This window comes from Stenotrophomonas maltophilia group sp. vghtpe118, assembly GCF_052605195.1.
The window spans coordinates 269,420-287,477 of record NZ_CP199672.1 but is presented as its reverse complement, the minus strand read 5'-3'; the positions used below and the strand labels follow the sequence as shown (position 1 = coordinate 287,477).

The 18,058-nt window shown below is 61.8% G+C and carries 14 protein-coding genes; 4 read left to right on the top strand and 10 right to left on the bottom strand.

The window, feature by feature from the left end; all coding sequences use genetic code 11:
• Positions 1-19: 19 nt before the first annotated feature.
• The gene (locus ACUDTM_RS01445) at positions 20-1,306 is read right to left on the bottom strand and encodes an alpha/beta hydrolase family protein (RefSeq protein ID WP_445391077.1); all 1,287 of its coding nucleotides are present in this window, start codon (positions 1,304-1,306) and stop codon (positions 20-22) included.
• A gap of 143 nt (positions 1,307-1,449) precedes the next feature.
• Between ACUDTM_RS01445 and ACUDTM_RS01440 the strand changes: the two genes are divergently transcribed.
• Complete coding sequence (locus tag ACUDTM_RS01440) at positions 1,450-1,821, top strand: DUF4180 domain-containing protein (protein ID WP_334272170.1); 372 nt, start codon at positions 1,450-1,452, stop codon at positions 1,819-1,821.
• On the opposite strand, the gene ACUDTM_RS01435 is transcribed toward ACUDTM_RS01440, so the two are convergent.
• The 4 genes from ACUDTM_RS01435 to ACUDTM_RS01420 all read right to left on the bottom strand — a co-directional run bounded on the left by ACUDTM_RS01435 (position 1,818) and on the right by ACUDTM_RS01420 (position 6,695).
• Entirely contained in the window at positions 1,818-2,600 is a 783-nt protein-coding gene (locus ACUDTM_RS01435; RefSeq protein WP_334272172.1) for a 3-hydroxybutyrate dehydrogenase, read from the bottom strand. The genes ACUDTM_RS01440 and ACUDTM_RS01435 overlap by 4 nt on opposite strands.
• Before the next feature lie 1,361 nt (positions 2,601-3,961).
• Positions 3,962-4,441: a hypothetical protein gene (locus tag ACUDTM_RS01430; protein WP_353762623.1), complete on the bottom strand. Its 480-nt coding sequence runs from the start codon at positions 4,439-4,441 to the stop codon at positions 3,962-3,964.
• Between the two features lie 78 nt (positions 4,442-4,519).
• Positions 4,520-5,251: a hypothetical protein gene (locus tag ACUDTM_RS01425; RefSeq protein ID WP_069139953.1), complete on the bottom strand. Its 732-nt coding sequence runs from the start codon at positions 5,249-5,251 to the stop codon at positions 4,520-4,522.
• A 91-nt stretch (positions 5,252-5,342) separates the two neighbouring features.
• Complete coding sequence (locus ACUDTM_RS01420) at positions 5,343-6,695, bottom strand: DUF1963 domain-containing protein (RefSeq protein ID WP_445391076.1); 1,353 nt, start codon at positions 6,693-6,695, stop codon at positions 5,343-5,345.
• A 398-nt stretch (positions 6,696-7,093) separates the two neighbouring features.
• Between ACUDTM_RS01420 and ACUDTM_RS01415 the strand changes: the two genes are divergently transcribed.
• A complete protein-coding gene (locus tag ACUDTM_RS01415) occupies positions 7,094-7,669 on the top strand; it encodes a 5' nucleotidase, NT5C type (RefSeq protein WP_095377722.1) in 576 nt (191 codons plus the stop codon).
• Positions 7,670-7,762: 93 nt separating this feature from the next.
• Here ACUDTM_RS01415 and ACUDTM_RS01410 read toward each other — a convergent pair whose 3' ends face one another.
• Positions 7,763-8,602, bottom strand: a complete 840-nt coding sequence (locus tag ACUDTM_RS01410) for a type 1 glutamine amidotransferase domain-containing protein (RefSeq protein WP_445391075.1) — start codon at positions 8,600-8,602, stop codon at positions 7,763-7,765.
• Between the two features lie 96 nt (positions 8,603-8,698).
• Between ACUDTM_RS01410 and ACUDTM_RS01405 the strand changes: the two genes are divergently transcribed.
• The gene (locus ACUDTM_RS01405; RefSeq protein WP_445391074.1) at positions 8,699-9,616 is read left to right on the top strand and encodes a LysR family transcriptional regulator; all 918 of its coding nucleotides are present in this window, start codon (positions 8,699-8,701) and stop codon (positions 9,614-9,616) included.
• A gap of 552 nt (positions 9,617-10,168) precedes the next feature.
• A complete protein-coding gene (locus ACUDTM_RS01400; RefSeq protein WP_445391073.1) occupies positions 10,169-10,525 on the top strand; it encodes a hypothetical protein in 357 nt (118 codons plus the stop codon).
• A gap of 273 nt (positions 10,526-10,798) precedes the next feature.
• On the opposite strand, the gene herA is transcribed toward ACUDTM_RS01400, so the two are convergent.
• The 4 genes from herA to guaB form a co-directional block, all read right to left on the bottom strand.
• A complete protein-coding gene (gene herA / locus ACUDTM_RS01395) occupies positions 10,799-12,538 on the bottom strand; it encodes an anti-phage-associated helicase HerA (RefSeq protein ID WP_329953443.1) in 1,740 nt (579 codons plus the stop codon).
• 9 nt (positions 12,539-12,547) lie between these two features.
• Positions 12,548-13,798: a DUF4297 family anti-phage-associated protein gene (locus ACUDTM_RS01390; RefSeq protein WP_445391072.1), complete on the bottom strand. Its 1,251-nt coding sequence runs from the start codon at positions 13,796-13,798 to the stop codon at positions 12,548-12,550.
• A gap of 404 nt (positions 13,799-14,202) precedes the next feature.
• Positions 14,203-15,768 (bottom strand): glutamine-hydrolyzing GMP synthase, encoded by a 1,566-nt coding sequence (gene guaA / locus ACUDTM_RS01385; RefSeq protein ID WP_445391071.1) that lies wholly within the window; start codon positions 15,766-15,768, stop codon positions 14,203-14,205.
• A 103-nt stretch (positions 15,769-15,871) separates the two neighbouring features.
• Positions 15,872-17,329, bottom strand: a complete 1,458-nt coding sequence (guaB, locus tag ACUDTM_RS01380) for an IMP dehydrogenase (protein WP_032958143.1) — start codon at positions 17,327-17,329, stop codon at positions 15,872-15,874.
• Positions 17,330-18,058 lie beyond the last annotated feature (729 nt).

Genomic DNA, 18,058 nt, shown 5'->3' with positions numbered 1-18,058 from the left:
CGCCTGCGCCACCATCCGCTCAATCGCTCACTGTGCGCGCGCGCCCGTATTGTCCGTGCACATCCTGCTTGATCCAATCCGCCAGCAGGCGCAGATAGCCGTCGGTGATCCGCGTCGACACGCGGTTGCCCTCGGCATCGGTACGGAACTCGACCATGCCATGGTCGGTGTCGGGGAACAGGTAGGTCTCGATCGGCCGCCCTGACGCGCGCAGGCGCCCCAGGATGGTGCGCGTGGCCGCAATCGGTGCGGCCCGGTCCTGTTCGGCCAGCACCCATAGCAACGGCACCTTCAGGCGGCGCAGCGCAGCCTCGGCGTCGTAGTCCCAGATCAGCTCCAGGTTGTCGAAGCGCGCGCGACCGATCCGGCGCAGGTCAGCGTCGCTCATGCGCAGCATGTCACCGCTGTATTCACCACTGATCGTCTTTGCCCACGGCGCGTCACCGATCTTCGCACGCACCCTGGCCAGCGCCTCGAAACCTTCACTGAAATGCGTGCGCATCAGCTGCGCGGTGGCCTCTGACGGCTGCCCGACCTGCTTCATGGCCGCCGGATCCAGTTGCAGGCGGTGCGCCTCGTCGAACAACTGCTCGCGGTCCTCCTCGATGGGCGAGACCACCAGCCCGAAACCGATCGCCACGAAATCCGCCTGCGAACGCGTGGCCGCCAGCGGCGCGATCCAACCGCCCTGGCTGCCACCGAAGTACCCGGCACGGCCGAAGCGGCCTTTGGCCAGTTCACGCGCCTTCGCCAGCGCCGCCGCGGCGTCGTCGGCCAGCAGCTCGAAGTTCTGCGTGTACTCGCCTTCCGAATCGCCGGTGCCACGCTTCTGGTAGGCGAACACCGAGATTCCCTGCGCCACCAGCATCCGTTGGTAGATCGCCGCCACCGCCATCGTGCGTTCCGAGCCATGCACCAGCACCACCAGCGGCCGCTTGGGATCGGCCGGACCGGCGGGTTCGATCAACTGCCCGACCAGCTTGGTTCCGGCACTGGTGAAAGTTGCATCGGTATCGCGGGTGGGCAGTCGTTGCCAGCGCTGCGTGGCCCTCGCAGGCGAGCTGAAGCTGACCACATCGCCGCTGCAGCTCACCGGCGCGTTGGCATCGCCGGTGGCGCCACGTCGCCCGTCCAGCATCAGATAACGCTGCCCCGTGGCCGGTGCCGCGGCGGGTATGCCCAGCACCACGATGTTGCCCTGCCCGTCACCGTAGGCACTGACCGTGCACAGCTCGGCGGCTGCAACCGGCAGGCCCGAACACACCAGCACCGCGCTCAACAACGAACGACTCTTCCACCCTGCCATGCCCTTCCCCATTGCAGTGAACCCGCGTCTTGCAGGTGCCGGGCGCAGCCTAGCGCGTTCGTTCGCCAGATTCATGCTGCACCCGCTCGCCGTCGCCTTCTGCCATAGCCATACTGGAAGGACGATACGGACTTCAGAACGCCATGCACCCTCACTTGGAACACATCGGCACCACCCGCATCCTGCGCGTGGAGCCGCAGGGCCCGATGCTCGATGCCGGCGCCCTACGCAACCTGGTCGGCGATGCCCTCGGGCACCAGGCCGAGTGGATCGCCGTGCCGGTGCAATGCCTTTCGGCGGACTTCTTCGAGCTGCGCTCCGGCATGGCCGGGCAATGGCTGCAGATGCTGGTGAACTACCGCCTGCGCTTCGCCGTACTGGGCGACGTCAGCGCCTACCGCGCACAAAGCGCGTCGCTGGATGCATGGATCACCGAGTGCAACCGCGGCCGCGACGGCTGCTTTGTCGCCGATTGGGATGCCCTGCTGGCACGTCTTCCCGTGTCGGCCAGCTAGCGCGCCATCCAGCCCCCATCCACCGGCAGCGCCGTGCCGGTGATCTGTGCCGCCGCGTCCGAAGCCAGGAACACCACCATCCCGCCCAGTTGCTCGGGCGTCACGAACTGCAGCGAAGGCTGCTTCTCGGCCAACAGCGCGCGAGCGGCGGACTCCTGATCCGTGCCTTCCTTCTCCGCCAACGCGGTGATCTGCTGCTCGACCAGCGCCGTTCGCACCCAGCCTGGGCAGATCGCGTTTGCGGTGATGCCGGTGCCCGCATTCTCCAGCGCGGTCACCTTGGTGAACCCCACCACGCCATGCTTGGCCGCTACATAGGCGGACTTGTTCACCGAACCCACCAGCCCGTGTACCGATGCGATGTTGATGATGCGGCCAGCGCCCTGCTGCTTCATGTGCGGCAAGGCTGCTGCCGTTGCATGGAACACCGCCGACAGGTTCAGCGCCAGGATCGCGTCCCACTTGTCGACCGGGAATTCCTCGATCGACGCGGTGTACTGGATGCCCGCGTTGTTCACCAGGATGTCGATGCGGCCCATCGTCGTCACGACGCGGTCGATCATCGCGCGCACCGCCTCGCCCCGGGAAAGGTCCGCGCCATCGTGCACCACCCGCACGCCGAACTCAGCTTCCAGGCGGGTACGGATGCGTTCGATCTCCGCCGCATCGCCGAAGCCATTCAGCACGATATCGGCACCTTGCCGCGCCAGCGCCGTGGCGATGCCAAGACCGATACCGCTGGTGGAGCCGGTGACCACCGCAACCTTTCCACTGAACATGGGTGAGCTTCCATTGGGCGTAGGTGGCCAGTGTAGCTTCACCGGCGCGCCCCTTTAAGCGACGCTACCTTGGTCAATCAACGGTTAGAACGCGTTGGGTACCCGCGGAGGGAAGTGTCCAGCGTTCATTCAAAACGGTACACCTCAGAGGGGGCGCAGTCGTGGCCTGCTAGCGATACTGTCCGACTCCCACATAGGGCAATGCATCCATGCTTTGCCCGGCGGATCGAAATCGAACAGGTCCGAAAATAGCTTCTGCAGCCGTTCTACTCCCCCCACCGCCAACCGGGGGGGGCGCCTTTCATCCAGCAGATGAGGACAAGGACCAACACTACGGCCCACGTGTAGAGCTGAAACGCGATGGGCTCGCGAAATGGAGAGAACAGAAACGGACCCGCCAGCAGCAGGCCGAATGCGACTGCGTACACCAGCCAGCCCTGCCACGCGCACGGCATCCCCCAACCCCATCCGTACTTTTTCCTGGTAAACCAGTACTTCCTGCTGATCATTGCAATCTTCCTCGATGGCCGCCGGTCTCACGTACCTGATCCAAGCATGCTTTGAGCTGTTCATGAAGACGTCGGTCCAGAATCAAGTCAGTATCCCCTCTGGTTGTGACGAGAACAGAGCTACGGTCCGTGCGCAGCACGAAGACGTTGCGACCGTTCTGCATGCGGAACTTGCCAAGTTCAACGCCCCCTGTGCTGGTCCCAAGTTGCCGGTGAGGCAGCGTGATCCTTGAAGCATCGGAAGCGTCCTGCCACGAGACACTGGAAAGCGGGAGCTGCAGTCGGACAAACGCTGCTGACCCAATCAGCTGGCCATCTGTAACGGCGATGTACGCTGTTCGCGCTTGATATACGAGGCCAAAGGCAACTACGACAACAACGGCCAGCGCCGAGCCGAGCGCAATATTCCTGGCTGGCACCCCGCCAGAGCGGGATGCAAACCATATTGTGATCAGAACCACGGCTGCTGCCACGCATATGCCGAGAGGAAGCGCGTAGGCGTGAATCAGGGATACATCCAGCGTCGATCGGCACATCATCAGGAACTACTCCGCAGAGATTGACCGCATGCCATAAACGTAAATCGTCTCGACAATTGTCTCAAATGCGTCTTCGTCACAGGTGACAAGGCCCACGCTTCGCATCGCGCGCAGAAACGAGCGGACCTCGTTCCATGTTACGGGCTTTGCGTGTTCATCGCAGATCATACTTGCACTGCCACGCATGAGAATGCTTCGGCATCAGATACCGCGCAACAAACGCCCATCTCTGATCGATCACATCGGTCGAACATGGGCTGCGCGCTGTGATGCCATTGCAGTGACACTGTTCATACCGAACTTCAAACACGCTCTAGAAGAGAACGCTCGCTCGATCAACGGTCGCGAGCGGGTTGGCCTTTCGCACCGCCTCCAGAAAGAGCAGGAAGTCGCGGTTGAACAGCGACAGGTTGTTGGTGAACGTCACGCACTTTCTGCCCGACGCTTTGCTGAAGCACACCTGCCAGACATAGCGCCCGTAGATCTTGTCGGACGTTCGTGTGACTGAGGTGATCTGCGAGAGCGGAACCGCCGTGGGCACTGGCCCACGCCGCAGGTAAAAGGACGCCGCATCAAAGAAGTAGTGCTCCCGATCCTCTTTCCCATCCACCATCACCAAGGTCATGGATGTACCGGAGATCCGGCGAGGGGGATCCAAACGCAGCCCAGTCTCTACGGACGAGCGAGCAGTCGCTGACATTCGCCGAAGGGTGAACCAGAGGATCACCAACGGAAGTGCCGCGAGGACAATGAAACCTGCGGTCTTCAGAACAGTTTCCAGCGTGCTGGGCACACAGATCTCCAGGATGAACGTTCAGGCGATGCCCAAGTAGATCCACGCCATGCGTGGATGCTCTCCCTCAGCGCCCCATCACTTCCAATGATCCGGCCCCAGGAACGGCAGGCTCAACACAAACACCGGAACCGCCACAGGGATCAACGCCGCCCCCAGCACCTTGCCCGCCGCCGAACCCACGCCCGGCTTGTCCTCCCGCTCCGGCAGGATCCGCTGCGCCCGTGCATTGATCGGCTGTGCCAGCTTTCCCTTCTCCGCCAGCGCCGCAGCATCCGGCAACTTCACCCGCTCGCCGTCGCCCTCGAACAGCGCGCTGTAATAGCTGCCGCCCTTCCTTGAAAGATTGCAGGCGCGGTCAAACGCCAGCGCGTAGCGGGTCCGGTCCATCGGCAGGTAGTAGCGCGCCCGCTCCTCCACGGCCTTGGCCTCACGCGAGGGGACCTCAATCCGCTCCAGCTTGAACTGCGCGGCCTGCTCCGCCGTCACCTGCTCCGGCCGCAGCAGCAGCGCATAGCTGCCATGCACCTTGGCCTTGTTGGCCGGGTCACGCCAATCCTCATGGAAGTACATCTGGGCGCAGGCCACCGCCTCGCGCAGCGGGCTGTCCATCAGCGCGCGGTACTCACGGAACGGCGCGGCATTGAAACGCATCGGCTCGTCATAGCGCGGCAGCAGGTACAGCTGGCCGTCGTCGGCCACGAACGCACTGGTGATCTCGCGGCTTGAGGCGTGCTCCTCCGGGCCACTGGCACAGCCGGACAGCAAGCCAAGGCACAGGGCGGAGAGGATGAAGAAGGACGTTCGCATGTCGTGTTCGTGGGCTTCCCTGGGAAAACGGCCCCGCCCGAAGGGACGAGGCCAGCCCGTCATGGTGCCATGCCGGGCTGGCCATGCCCAATCAGTGCGACTCCACCACACCCACGACACGGTCAAACCTGCAGTTGCGCAGATCCTCACGACTCAACCAGAACGTGGCCTGGCCACAATCACCAAAGACCAGGTCAATCGCCGGGTCACACGCCAACTGCAGCAGGCAGACCGCGTCGCCCTCGCCTTCCACGTCGGGCACGATGCCGTGCAAGCGCGGTACGTACCCCAGCATCTGGTGCACCCGCGTCTCGGCGCAGCGCTTGCGGCCATCAGGCAACGTGCCCAGGCTTTCATCAAACGGCAGATGTTCGTCCTGCAGGTGGCGGTACATCAGTGCAGGTATGCGCGCGGCCGCAGCCGGCGAGCCCGCCGCGTAGGCAACTGCCGCCAGCAGTCCCTTGGTGAACGCCCGGCCCATGCCCAGGTCGGTCAGCGTCATACGCTCGAAGTCGTCGCTGATCTGTCCGATAATCCACTCACGGAATGCCTCCCGCGTTGCATCATCCGGGGCTTCATCCAGACCAATGGCGGCGGCGCGCTTCACCCATGCGCGTACATCGGCGTAATCAATACCCCCGCGCTTGCCTGCACGCCGTTCATTACCGATCACCCGCGAAAGGCGGTCAATGATGATGCCTACCTGGGGAAAATCGGTCTGGTAACGCAGCCATTGCACCGGGAACGTCCACGCAGGTGACTGCGGGCGCTCCCATTCCGTGCCGGCGTCCGCGCGCGGAAACAGGCCCGTGGCCGCCACCACCGCACCCAGCCGCATTTCGTCCTGGCGCGAGGGGTAGATCTCGTAATACGGCCGATCCTCCTCACCCGGCGGCAGCTCCAGCTCATCCGGCCAGGTATCCATGTGCCGCGCCACCAAGGGCCATTGAACATGCACGCACGGCCCGTCTTCCTCAGGCAGCAGCCATGCAGGATTGCGGTGCGCATGGTCCGAAGGGCCTTCATCCAGAATCGGCCGCATGCCGTCCGGCAGCGCACGCACGTGCTGATCGGCCGCGACCTCGGGCGCGTACAGCACTCGCACGCGTTGCTGTGGTTCGTCCGTGTCCCATATCTGCTCTTCGTCGTTCATGGCGAAGAAGAACAGCATGCCTTGCGAGGGCATATCGGGATCCACGCGTGGCAGCTCGGCGCAATCGATCTGCGCCAGGAAGTGCATCGGCGCCGCTTCGCCGTAACTCTGGCCAACCGGCCAATCCATCCCATCGGGCAATTGCGGCAGACCGCCTAGACGGCTGCGGACCCTGGGGAATGCCGCCGGCGGGTAGAAACGCTGCAGCACCAGGGCCGGGGTTCGGTGCTTGGCGAAGAAGGCCTCAAGCACGGCTTCGGCATGGTGGTCGCGCTGGTCGGCGTGGTACATTGAATCTGCCTGAGCATCCATTTCGGTGACGTCCTTTTGAGTCTGGATCGAGCGCCACAGGTATATCACCACCCGGCCTGCCTGTAGCGCCCGGCGATGATCCACTCACCAGCGCGCCAGATTGCTCCTTGGTTGGCGAAATGAGCCAGCGGCTGCGGGCCGTGCGTCCTGGCCAAGGGCCAGGTCAGCCACCCGGCAGGCCTTTGAAGAAGCGCCGCGACATAAACCGCATTTCCAGCATGCCGATTACGGCATCCGTGGGTCGCCGGCCCCTTCAGCCGTGCGGGCGCAGTCGGCATCGCGATTGCCGCCATGTCTGTCGCATTCGCCAAACACTTTGCCCCGCTACTGGGGAACCGATGAAGAAGAAAGCCCACTCTTGAGAGGAGAGCGCGTAAATGAACGCTGATGATGTGAAGTCAATACCGATGATGGACCCGCTCGCGAACCAGCACACCGGTGGATCGAGTGCATCCAGACGCACCATCTACGTAGATCTTGATGGCGTAATGGCCGACTTCGACGCGGCATTTCCCGCCGTGTTTGGCCTGGACCATCGTGTGCTTGCCGACGATGAAATGTGGGGGCACATCAACAGCCACCCGTCATTCTTCCGGGACCTTCCGCCGATGCACGGTGCAGTAGAGTTCTTCCACAGCATCCACCACTTGAACCCGGTGATTCTCACGGCCTGCCCGAAATCGAACTACCCACTCGCTGCCATGCAGAAGCGGCAGTGGGTCCGCGAGCACCTGTCAGCAACCTGCCTGGTGTTGCCTGTGCTCGGCGGCAGGCACAAGCCTCTTTTCATGCACCAGCCAGGCGATGTTCTGATCGACGATTTCGAAGCGAACTGTGATGCCTGGACAGCGGCCGGAGGCGTGGCGATCAGGCACGCCGGCGATTGGACTGCGACGCGTCACGCGCTTTCCCAGATTGAAGATCTGTCAGGGGCAGCGCTCGCGAAGGGCTGATTCCCTCTCTTCCGACCACGTTGGCACTTCCATAGACAGGCCGAGGCGCTGGCCCCTCGGCCCAGGGCTGGCAACCTGCTGCGCAGCCCCGCCCTACTTCAACCGCTCCACCAACCGCTGCCCCACCTCCAGCGCCGACGCCGGGTTCTGCCCGGTAATCAGCTCGCGGTCCACCACCACATGCCCGGTCCACGGCGTGGTATTGCTGCTGAACTCCGCCCCCGCCCGCTGCAACGCGGTCTGCGGGTAGAACTTCATCTCACCGCCGCCCAACAGCGGCTTGGCCTGCTCTTCTTCCTGGTTGCTGATCACCGTCATCTGGTAGCCGCTGTAGATCCACTTCGGCGTAGCCGGCATCGCACCCGTTTCCAGCTTTGCCACGAAACCCGAAGCATCCGGCAGCGTGGACAGCAGCGCGATCGGCCCGTGGCAGACCAGCGCGGTGGTCTTGTTGCGCTGATGGAAGTCGGCCAGCAAGCGACCCAGCGCCGGGCTCTTCAGCAGGTCCTGCATCGGCGCGTGGCCACCGGGAATGTAGACCGCATCGAAACGCGCGTAGCCCTGCTGCTCAACGCGCGCCAGGCTGACCACCGGCGAGGCCGTCGGCGAGGTCAGCGCCAGCTTCTCCAGCAGCTCCTTGTGCAGCGTCAGCTGCGCAGCATCGTTGCCGAAGTACGCCGGCGTCACCGACGAGGCATCCAGCGTTGGCGCCCGCCCGTGCGGCGTAGCGAAGGTCACCTCGTGGCCCGCGTCCAGCAGCAGCTTCACCGGCTGCATCAGCTCGTTGAGATAGAAGCCGGTGGACAGCACCTTGCCGTCCTTCAGGTCCAGGTGGTTCTCGTCGGACAGCACCACCAGCACGTTGGCGGCCTGCGCGCCGCTGGCGGCCAGGGTCAGGGCCAGCGCTGCGGCCAGCCGGGTCATCAGGTTCATGGGGAGCTCCTATCGGGGAATGGCCGCCACTTTATTCATCGCCCCAGCGGCGATAAATTGGCCCCATCGCAAAACATCTGTTCCCCGGAGAGCCAAATGAGCCGCAAGTTCGACTACCTGGGCGATGTGGAGGTGTTCCTGGCGGTGGTCGAGCACGGCTCGTTCACGGCCGGCGCGGTGGCGCTGTCCACCACGCCCTCGGTGCTGAGCCGCGCCGTCACCCGGCTGGAAGCGCGGCTGGGTCGGCAGCTGCTGCAGCGGACCACCCGCCGCGTGGGCTTGACCGACGCCGGGCGGCTCTACCTGGAACAGGTACGCACCGCCTTCGGCCTGCTGGACGACGCCGAGCGCGACGTACTGGCCCAGGACGGTGCGCTGGCCGGCCGCGTGCGCCTGAGCGTGCCCACCACCTATGGCCACTATCGGCTGCCGCCCGTGCTGGCGCGCTTTGCGCAGCAGTACCCGCAGGTGCAGGTGGAACTGAACATCACCAACCGCAACGTGGACCTGGTGGCCGAAGGCTTCGACCTGGCCATCCGACTGGGCCAGCTGCCGGACAGCGGGCTGGTGGGGCGCAAGTTGGAAGATGCGCCTTTGGTGCTGGTGGCTTCGCCGGAGTACCTGCAACGCCGGGGGACGCCGCAGACGCTGGACGACCTGCAGCAGCACCTGTGCCTGCCGTTTGTGATGCCGCGCACCGGGCGGCTGGCCCCGTGGATCTTCCGCGACGACGGGCGCGATGTGGACTGGCTGCCGCGTTCGTGCATCGAGACCTCCGACGACGTGCTGGGCGTGGTGTCGCTGGCCGAACAGGGCATCGGCATCTGCCAGAGCTATGCGTTCATCGTGCGCGAGCGGTTGCTGCGTGGGCAGTTGGTGGAAGTGTTGCCGGAGCTGCGCGGGCGGTCGCGGCCGTTCTCGGTGATCTATGCACCGCATCGGCGGCAGTCGGCGGCGGCGCGGGCGATGATTGAGTTGCTGGTGGGGAATGCGGCTGAGGATCGCACTTGTTGAGGCCGCGAGGCGCGCTGGCGATGTCGGGTTTGAACCGCTTTTCGGGCTGTGCGGCTGATCGCGCGCCGCTACTTGGCGAGCCGGACTAAGAACTGTTGCAAAGCAGGCTGTCGCGCTATTCGCTTGTGGCGTGGGCGATTGCGCCACTTTGATTCGCCATCAGCAGAGTAGCTGCGCGAATGCGTCTGCTCGCGTCGCGTGCTGCACGAATGGTGCGTGCAACAATAGTTCTTCGCTCTCGGATTCAGCGATTCCTTCGCGAATTTCTATTGGCATTCGGAGCGGCGGCGTAAACACCATGATGCGCCACCGACAACGGGTGGCCGGGTCTGCAAACCCGCATTGATGTACGCGTCTGTAGTTTGCGCTTGCCCGCCGGCACCGCCCTTATCCGGTGCCGGCGGGCAATCCGTCGGCCTTTCTGGCGGGCGGTGCGTGGGGATCTTCGGATCCACCGGTTCTATGACGCTACATCATCCCGGTTTGCAGCCATGCATCGTCCGCCACCTCTTCACGGTGGCGCTGTTAAGCACAGCCACGGAAGCCGACGCCATGAACGAGTCCGATACCTTCACCTCGTACACCGTTGTTGAGCCCATCAACGACGATACTCCCCTGCCCGACCTGAACTCCCTGCTCGGCATCCTCAAGCGCATGCGCGGCTGCGAGGGGGCTGATGGGCACCCCTGGCCAGAAACCGATGTGTCACCCGGCCGACGCGTGAGCCTGGCGAGGACCGAGCGCGCGTTGGTGGGAGCGCTGACGGTACTGGAGCTGCTGCACGCGGCAGACCGCTGCCGAGTGGCAGCGGAGCCGGAGCGGCATTTGGATGAGGGGGTTGTGGATGGGCTGTTTCTGGCTTGCCGGGGGTTGGTTGAGTGGGCTTGCCACGAGGCAAGACCGGAGTGAGACGGCAAACGCTCACAGCGTATGAACTAGCCTCAAGGGGAGCTCGCACCCATCGCCTCGAAAACGCCCCTATACATAAGCCCAGCATCTTCATCGAAGTAGTAGCTATCGACGGACGGAACGCGGACAGTGCGTTAGCTTACGCCAACCTCATTGGCGATTTCGATCGAGAAGGCGGCTGATTTCACGAAGCCCTGGGGCGGCTCCGTGTCATTCGGTTCTGATCATCTATCTATATCAACAACCTGGATCTGCGATCTTGATCATCACCCATCACCCTCGCCAGTTGTCGGCACGCTTTTCGAAGTCGATATTCTTCCACTCCGCCTTCCAGAGCGTAAGGTACTTCACATCACTAGACGAGGGCTCAGGATCACATTTCTCTACATACACAACGCATGGCATGATCACGGCATCGCCAATCAGAAGCGCTTCTCCTTGCTCCAGCGCGGGCATACCCTCTGTCAGATTGCCAAGCGTATCCGGCAGTAGTCGGCGGACATAGCCCTGATCATCGGGATTAGTAAGACGCATCGCCAGGAAGTTGGAACACTGCGAGAAAATAGTTTCTGAAATTTCAGACGGTCGCTGACTCGAAATAAGCAGGCTGATGCCGTACTTTCGACCTTCTTTGGCTATGCGCTCGATCGCAGCCAGTGAAGCTTTATAGCGGGCAAGCCCGCTCTTCGGCGCATACTTGTGCGCCTCCTCATAGACCATCAGGAATGGCTGTTCGGTTTTGGCTTCAACGCGCCGTGCGTAGTAGCAAAAATCGAACATCAGCCGGGAGATGAGCGAAACGGTTATGCTGAGCAGTTCAAAGGGGATGCCACTAAGGTCGATGATGGTGATATTCGACTCACCTCCCGCGCTGTAGCCGGTGAACTGTCTAAGCACATCCTCCAATGAAGCCTTCCTAGCCTTCTGACCAAAGATGAACCCAAGCCGCGTATTTGCTATCTTTGATCTAACCCGTCGTTCGAACTTATCGATCGAGCCATCGGCATACGGCCCTTTGTTAATCTCACTACGTTTTGTCGGTGCAAATTCGCGCAACTCTTTACAGTAGTGTTCGATCTGGGCATCGACGTCCTCGAATTCGATTTCCGAGCCGTCCTTGAATTTGATCGACAAAGAATTGTCGGCGTTCTTTGTCTCTCTAGTGAGATTTCTGAACGCATTCGCGACATGATCGATCTCGTACGGAAGGGGACTGTCGAAATTGACCTTCTCTACACCCGGGTTGCTGATTTTCTTTGCGATGGTAACAATCTGCCTCAGCAACGCCTCCTGATTGTAATTATTGTTATCGCCTGACTCGAGGAACATGTCCTCCATCTCGTCTTCGTTTAGCAGCCAATACGGCAGAACGAGATCATCGACAGTAATTACGCTTGCGTTCGGAAAAGCTGCAGCGTACTCAGAGTGAAGATCGAAGATCAGAATATGTGAGTTATTAAGACCCTGGTACTCGCCAGCTTTTGCCGAGACAGCCCTTTGCAGAATAGAAGACACACTTGACGATTTTCCGGACCCCGAAGCTCCGACAACGGCGATATGCTTATTGAAGAACCGGTCGCCGTGAACGGGCACGACGATATCACGTTGCCGGGTCAGTGAAGAAAAGCAAAAACGGTCTTCAGCCGCATAGCAGTCTGCATAAATGGCTGCGATTTCCGCCTTCGTCGCCGGGACGACCTTCTTCGGTGGAATAGCTAATTCGTCGCCGCCACGATTGAACTTCCCCTCCTTAAGGATTCCGAGAGGGTAAGCGTCGATCATATAGACGCGCCTGTAGTCACCACCTTCGCCTCCTTTGACCTCCTTCATTTCGATTGAAAAGCTTTCGATGATGCAAATAAGGGAGACGTTCTCGTTGTCCGAGACTTTAAGAAATGACCCAACGCGAAGAGCTTCACCCGCCGCCTGGAAGTTCAACAGATTGTCAACGGCTACTCGAACCTTATTGGGGTAAACGGCCACAACCTCGGCATTGGCGATTTCCTCAGTCATTGTACGTCCTCAGATAATTTTCTTGATTGTGGAGATGCTGCTGACGGGGATCGAGTACAGCCGACTCTTTGGACCCGGCATATCCATGGTCACAGGGCTTTCAAGGAAGAAGTCATAGATGTGGCAAAACTTCCGCCCCACGCCATCGAGGGCCGCCTGCAACTGCACTTCGTCGTCGACAAAACGAATTTCGATCTGATGCTGCTGAGTCTGCAGGCTATGGACGTGATCGATGCGGAATGGCGATCCGCGATATGGGAAGCCGTCTACGAAAGTTATTCCAGTATCGAAAAGATCGTTCTTCACCTGCACAATAAATTCTTCATCCGCACCGCGCAGCAGGACGAATGGCGCGTAGCGGTCGGAATTTGGGATGCGACGATTCTTAGCAGAACTCCAGTTATTACCGATGGCCCTGAGTTGATCGCAGACATCCGAAAGGTCTGTTTCCGTATCACACTGAATAATGAAAGCGCGGACCATTCCCGCGCCGTTCGTAGGCGAGAAGTACAGGCGTTTTATATGCTTCGCGTACTCGGCCTCCTCCTTCTCTCGGAGAAGCCAACGATTATGGACAGCCTGGGTGCCCTTGAGCACTTCCTGCAGATCACGACGGGTGGTCCTACGATCGTTGTGATCTTTCTTTGTGGCCAGTGTCGCAATGTAATCGAGGGCTATTGGATAGTGGAAGCCTTCAGCCTCAAAGGCTGAGACACCCTGATTCTTCCGTATTGCCTCGATGACGATGTTGCGATGTTCAGAAAATTCAGTAGAAACCCTTATACTGAAATTCTTGCAGAACGCCTCGATCAGCTCATCCGTCACTGTCGCTCCGCTAAGCAAGGACTTCTTCTCGTACGTTTTCGTGCCGTCAGCACCCCTCACCTCCTTGCGGTATTCCATTACCGACTTAAAGCGCTCGACGGAAAGCTCACCAATATCGATCTTAACTTCTGAAAAATGCCCGTACAGGATGTATTTTCTACCTGCGCGCTGCCCTTCTTCGAGCCCATGAAAATGAACAAAGAGCTTATACAAAGGATCACGCAACACCGAGTCTGTTAGGCTTTGCTCCGCGTAATACTTTACCTGGCCGTAAATGACACCTTCATCAGTGTAACGATCAAAGTCTTCAACGCCCTCGATGACGATGTCATCGTTCAGGCCCGCGCGCAAAATTTCGAGTAAGGCAGCGTCGAGTTGGTAAAAGTAACCTCTGATCGAAGCTGTCGCTTCGCGTTTCTTGTCCACCTCCAGCATCCTAGCCTCCGAATCAGTCCTTGATTGGCCCGGCAGCCCGCGCCACTTCTAGTCACAAGGTCGTTAGACAGATATTGAATCTGGCTTTCATTCCTACTGCGCAAAAGCAACTAAAAATAGGCACTCAGCACGACAACAGCCGCGTCCGCCCCACCCTTAGCTGGACTCTTGCGACATTACACAAAAATCCATGCATCCGGAAGATCCGCATCCGGCACAGGCCGGCCCTCAGACCTACTGCGATGATGTTACGTGCCCCCAGTTGCCCCTACGAAATACAACCTCTCCAACTCCTTCGCAAGTTTTGCAACGATCACGCACAGCTATTGAGGCCCAGAAGTTGCACGTCACTCGAGCAAGCCACAAACAACAAGGGCGCCTCTCGGCGCCCTCGTTCTTTCAACTCACTCCCACTCAATAGTAGCCGGCGGCTTCCCCGAGATGTCATAGACAACCCGCGACACCCCCCGCAACTCATTGATGATCCGGTTACTCACCGTCCCCAGGAACTCATACGGCAGATGCGCCCAGTGCGCCGTCATGAAGTCAATCGTCTCCACGGCCCGCAGCGCAATCACCCACTCATAAGCCCGCGCGTCGCCCACCACGCCCACCGACTTCACCGGCAGGAACACGGCAAACGCCTGGCTGGTCTTGTCGTACAGGTCCGCCTTGCGCAGCTCATCAATGAAGATGGCATCGGCCTTGGCCAGCAGCTCGGCGTATTCGCGCTTCACTTCACCCAGGATACGTACGCCCAGGCCCGGGCCCGGGAACGGATGGCGGTAGACCATGGTGCGCGGCAGGCCCAGCTCCACGCCCAGGCGGCGCACTTCGTCCTTGAACAGCTCGCGCAGCGGCTCCACCAGGCCCAGCTTCATGTGCTCCGGCAGGCCGCCCACGTTGTGGTGGCTCTTGATCACGTGTGCCTTACCGGTCTTGCTGCCGGCCGACTCGATCACGTCCGGGTAGATGGTGCCCTGCGCCAGCCACTTGGCGTTCTTCAGCTTGTTCGACTCTTCGTCGAAGATCTCAACGAACAGGTTGCCGATGATCTTGCGCTTGGCTTCCGGGTCGCTCACGCCTTCCAGCGCGGCGAAGTAACGGTCGGCAGCGTTCACGCGAACGACCTTCACGCCCATGTGCTCGGCGAACATCGCCATCACCTGGTCGCCTTCCTGCCAGCGCAGCAGGCCGGTATCCACGAACACGCAGGTCAGCTTCTCGCCGATGGCCTTGTGCAGCAGCGCGGCCACCACGGACGAGTCGACGCCGCCGGACAGGCCCAGGATCACTTCGTCATCGCCTACCTGTTCGCGCACGCGGGCGATCTGGTCGTCGATGATGTTGGCGGCGGTCCACAGGGTCTGGCAACCGCACACGTCCACCACGAAGCGGCGCAGCAGCGCCTGGCCCTGCAGGGTGTGGGTCACTTCCGGGTGGAACTGCACGCCGTACCAGCGCTTTTCTTCGTTGGCCATGGCAGCCACCGGAATACGGTCGGTGGTGGCGGTGATGGTGAAGCCCGGCGGCGCAACGGAGACGTGGTCGCCGTGGCTCATCCAGACATTCAGCTTCGGCTCGCCGCCGTGGTCGCTCAGGCCCTTGAACAGTGCATCGGGATTGATCACGTTTACTTCGGCGTGGCCGAACTCGCGCTGGTCAGCGGCTTCGGTAGCACCGCCCAGCTGCGCGGCCAGGGTCTGCATGCCGTAGCAGATGCCGAAGATCGGCAGGCCGCTGTCGAACACTTCCTGCGGCGCGGACGGAGCACCCGGCAGCGTGGTCGATTCCGGGCCACCGGACAGGATGATGCCCTTGGCGCCAAACGCGGCGATCTCGGCCGGGTTGTGGTCCCACGCCCAGATTTCGCAGTAGACGCCCAGCTCGCGGATGCGGCGGGCGATCAGCTGCGTGTACTGCGCGCCGAAATCGAGGATGAGGATCTTGTCGTTATGGATGTTGGTCATGGCGCCCCGGCAATGCAGTAGGGAAAACGAAATCAGATTTACGGCGGCAGATGGAGAAAGAGGAACGGGAAGTGCCTCCCCGTTCCTCTTTGCTCGGCCCGCGTCAGGCGCGGTAGTTCGGCGGCTCTTTGGTGATCGTCACGTCGTGGACGTGGCTCTCACGCTGGCCGGCGCCGCTGATCTTCACGAACTTGGGCTTGCTGCGCATCTCGTCGATGGTGGCGCAGCCCACGTAGCCCATGGTGGCGCGCAGGCCGCCCATCAGCTGGTGGATGATGCCGCCCACCGGGCCGCGGTACGGCACGCGGCCTTCGATGCCTTCCGGCACCAGCTTGTCGGCGGTGGCGGCGTCCTGGAAGTAGCGGTCCTTCGACCCCTTCTCCATGGCAGCCAGCGAACCCATGCCGCGGTAGCTCTTGTACGAACGGCCCTGGTACAGCTCGGTCTCGCCCGGCGATTCCTCGGTACCGGCCAGCAGGCCACCGACCATGATGGTCGAGGCACCGGCGGCCAGCGCCTTGCCGATGTCGCCCGAGTAGCGGATGCCACCGTCGGCGATCAGCGGGATGCGGTCCTGCAGGGCTTCGGCCACCAGATCAATGGCGGTGACCTGCGGCACGCCGACGCCGGCAACCACGCGGGTGGTGCAGATCGAGCCCGGGCCGATGCCGACCTTCACTGCGTCCGCGCCGCTGTCCAGCAGCGCCAGTGCGGCTTCGCCGGTGCAGATGTTGCCACCGATGACCTGCACGTTCGGGAAGTTCTTCTTGACCCAGCTGACGCGGTCCAGCACGCCCTGCGAGTGGCCGTGCGCGGTATCGACCACGATCACGTCCACGCCGGCGGCGACCAGCGCTTCCACGCGGCGATCGGTATCGCCACCCACGCCGACGGCGGCGCCGACCAGCAGGCGGGTCGACAGATCCTTGGCAGCGTTCGGGAAGTCGGTGTTCTTCTGGATGTCCTTGACGGTGATCAGGCCACGCAGTTCGAACGAATCATTGACCACCAGCACCTTCTCGATGCGGTTGCGGTGCAGCAGCTGCAGCACTTCGTCAGACGCGGCGCCTTCCTTGACCGTGATCAGGCGATCCTTCTTGGTCATGATGTGGCGGACCGGATCGTCCAGCTCGGTCTCGAAGCGCATGTCGCGGTGGGTCACGATGCCGGCCAGCTGGCCGTCGCTGCCCACCACCGGCACGCCGGAGATGTTGTGCGCCTGGGTCAGGGCCAGCACGTCGCGGATGGTGGTTTCCGGGCCGACGGTGATCGGGTCGCGGATGACACCGGCCTCGAACTTCTTGACCTTGGCCACTTCCGCGGCCTGCTGTTCCAGGCTGAGATTCTTGTGGATGATGCCCATGCCGCCGAGCTGGGCCATGGCGATGGCCAGGCGGGCTTCGGTGACGGTATCCATGGCGGCGGACAGGATCGGAAGCTTCAGCTTCAGGTCTCGGGTCAACCGCGTTTCGAGGTTGACGTCCTTGGGCAGGATGGTCGAGTGGGCGGGGACGAGCGAGACGTCGTCGTAAGTGAGTGCTTCAGCCTGGATGCGCAGCATCGGCATACCCGAGATGTGGGGAAGCGCGACATTTTACCCTGTTTTCGCGTCGCGTGGCAGGGGGTGGATGCGACGCAGTGTCGCGCCGGCGGCGATTGGTTCAGGGGCCCGCCTACCACTTTGGTGGGTGCGGACCGTTGGTCCGCACTGCCCTTCAGACACCTGTGCCCCAGCATTGCGCCGACCAACGGTCGGCACCCACCTTAAGAGGATCACCCGAGCCAGCCCTGGAGCGCCTGTGGTAGGTGCCAACTTTGGTTGGCACCTGCCAGGAGCGAGTCATCGGCCTGCCTTTGGTGGGTGCGGACCGTTGGTCCGCACTGCCCTTCAGACACCTGTGCCCCAGCATTGCGCCGGCCAACGGTCGGCAACCACCTTAAGAGGATCACTCGGGCCAGCCCTGGAGCGCCTGTGGTAGGTGCCAACTTTGGTTGGCACCTACCAGGAGCGAGTCATCGGCCTGCCTTTGGTGGGTGCGGACCGTTGGTCCGCACTGCCCTTCAGACACCTGTGCCCCAGCATTGTGCCGAGCAACGGTCGGCACCCACCTTGAGAGGATCACCCGAGCCAGCCCTGAAGCGCCTTTGGTGGGCGCGGACCGTTGGTCCGCACTGCCTTCATATACCTGTGCACCGGCATTGTGCCGACCAACGGTCGGCACCCACCTTGAGAGGATCACCCGAGCCAGCCCTGAAGCGCCTTTGGTGGGTGCGGACCGTTGGTCCGCAC

Excerpts from the sequence above, each read along its gene's own strand:
- ACUDTM_RS01445 (WP_445391077.1), bottom strand. The coding sequence starts at position 1,306 with ATGGCAGGGTGGAAGAGTCGTTCGTTGTTGAGCGCGGTGCTGGTGTGT.
- ACUDTM_RS01440 (WP_334272170.1), top strand. The coding sequence starts at position 1,450 with ATGCACCCTCACTTGGAACACATCGGCACCACCCGCATCCTGCGCGTG.
- ACUDTM_RS01435 (WP_334272172.1), bottom strand. The coding sequence starts at position 2,600 with ATGTTCAGTGGAAAGGTTGCGGTGGTCACCGGCTCCACCAGCGGTATC.
- ACUDTM_RS01425 (WP_069139953.1), bottom strand. The coding sequence starts at position 5,251 with ATGCGAACGTCCTTCTTCATCCTCTCCGCCCTGTGCCTTGGCTTGCTG.
- ACUDTM_RS01420 (WP_445391076.1), bottom strand. The coding sequence starts at position 6,695 with ATGTACCACGCCGACCAGCGCGACCACCATGCCGAAGCCGTGCTTGAG.
- ACUDTM_RS01415 (WP_095377722.1), top strand. The coding sequence starts at position 7,094 with ATGAACGCTGATGATGTGAAGTCAATACCGATGATGGACCCGCTCGCG.
- ACUDTM_RS01410 (WP_445391075.1), bottom strand. The coding sequence starts at position 8,602 with ATGAACCTGATGACCCGGCTGGCCGCAGCGCTGGCCCTGACCCTGGCC.
- ACUDTM_RS01405 (WP_445391074.1), top strand. The coding sequence starts at position 8,699 with ATGAGCCGCAAGTTCGACTACCTGGGCGATGTGGAGGTGTTCCTGGCG.
- ACUDTM_RS01400 (WP_445391073.1), top strand. The coding sequence starts at position 10,169 with ATGAACGAGTCCGATACCTTCACCTCGTACACCGTTGTTGAGCCCATC.
- herA (WP_329953443.1), bottom strand. The coding sequence starts at position 12,538 with ATGACTGAGGAAATCGCCAATGCCGAGGTTGTGGCCGTTTACCCCAAT.
- ACUDTM_RS01390 (WP_445391072.1), bottom strand. The coding sequence starts at position 13,798 with ATGCTGGAGGTGGACAAGAAACGCGAAGCGACAGCTTCGATCAGAGGT.
- guaA (WP_445391071.1), bottom strand. The coding sequence starts at position 15,768 with ATGACCAACATCCATAACGACAAGATCCTCATCCTCGATTTCGGCGCG.
- guaB (WP_032958143.1), bottom strand. The coding sequence starts at position 17,329 with ATGCTGCGCATCCAGGCTGAAGCACTCACTTACGACGACGTCTCGCTC.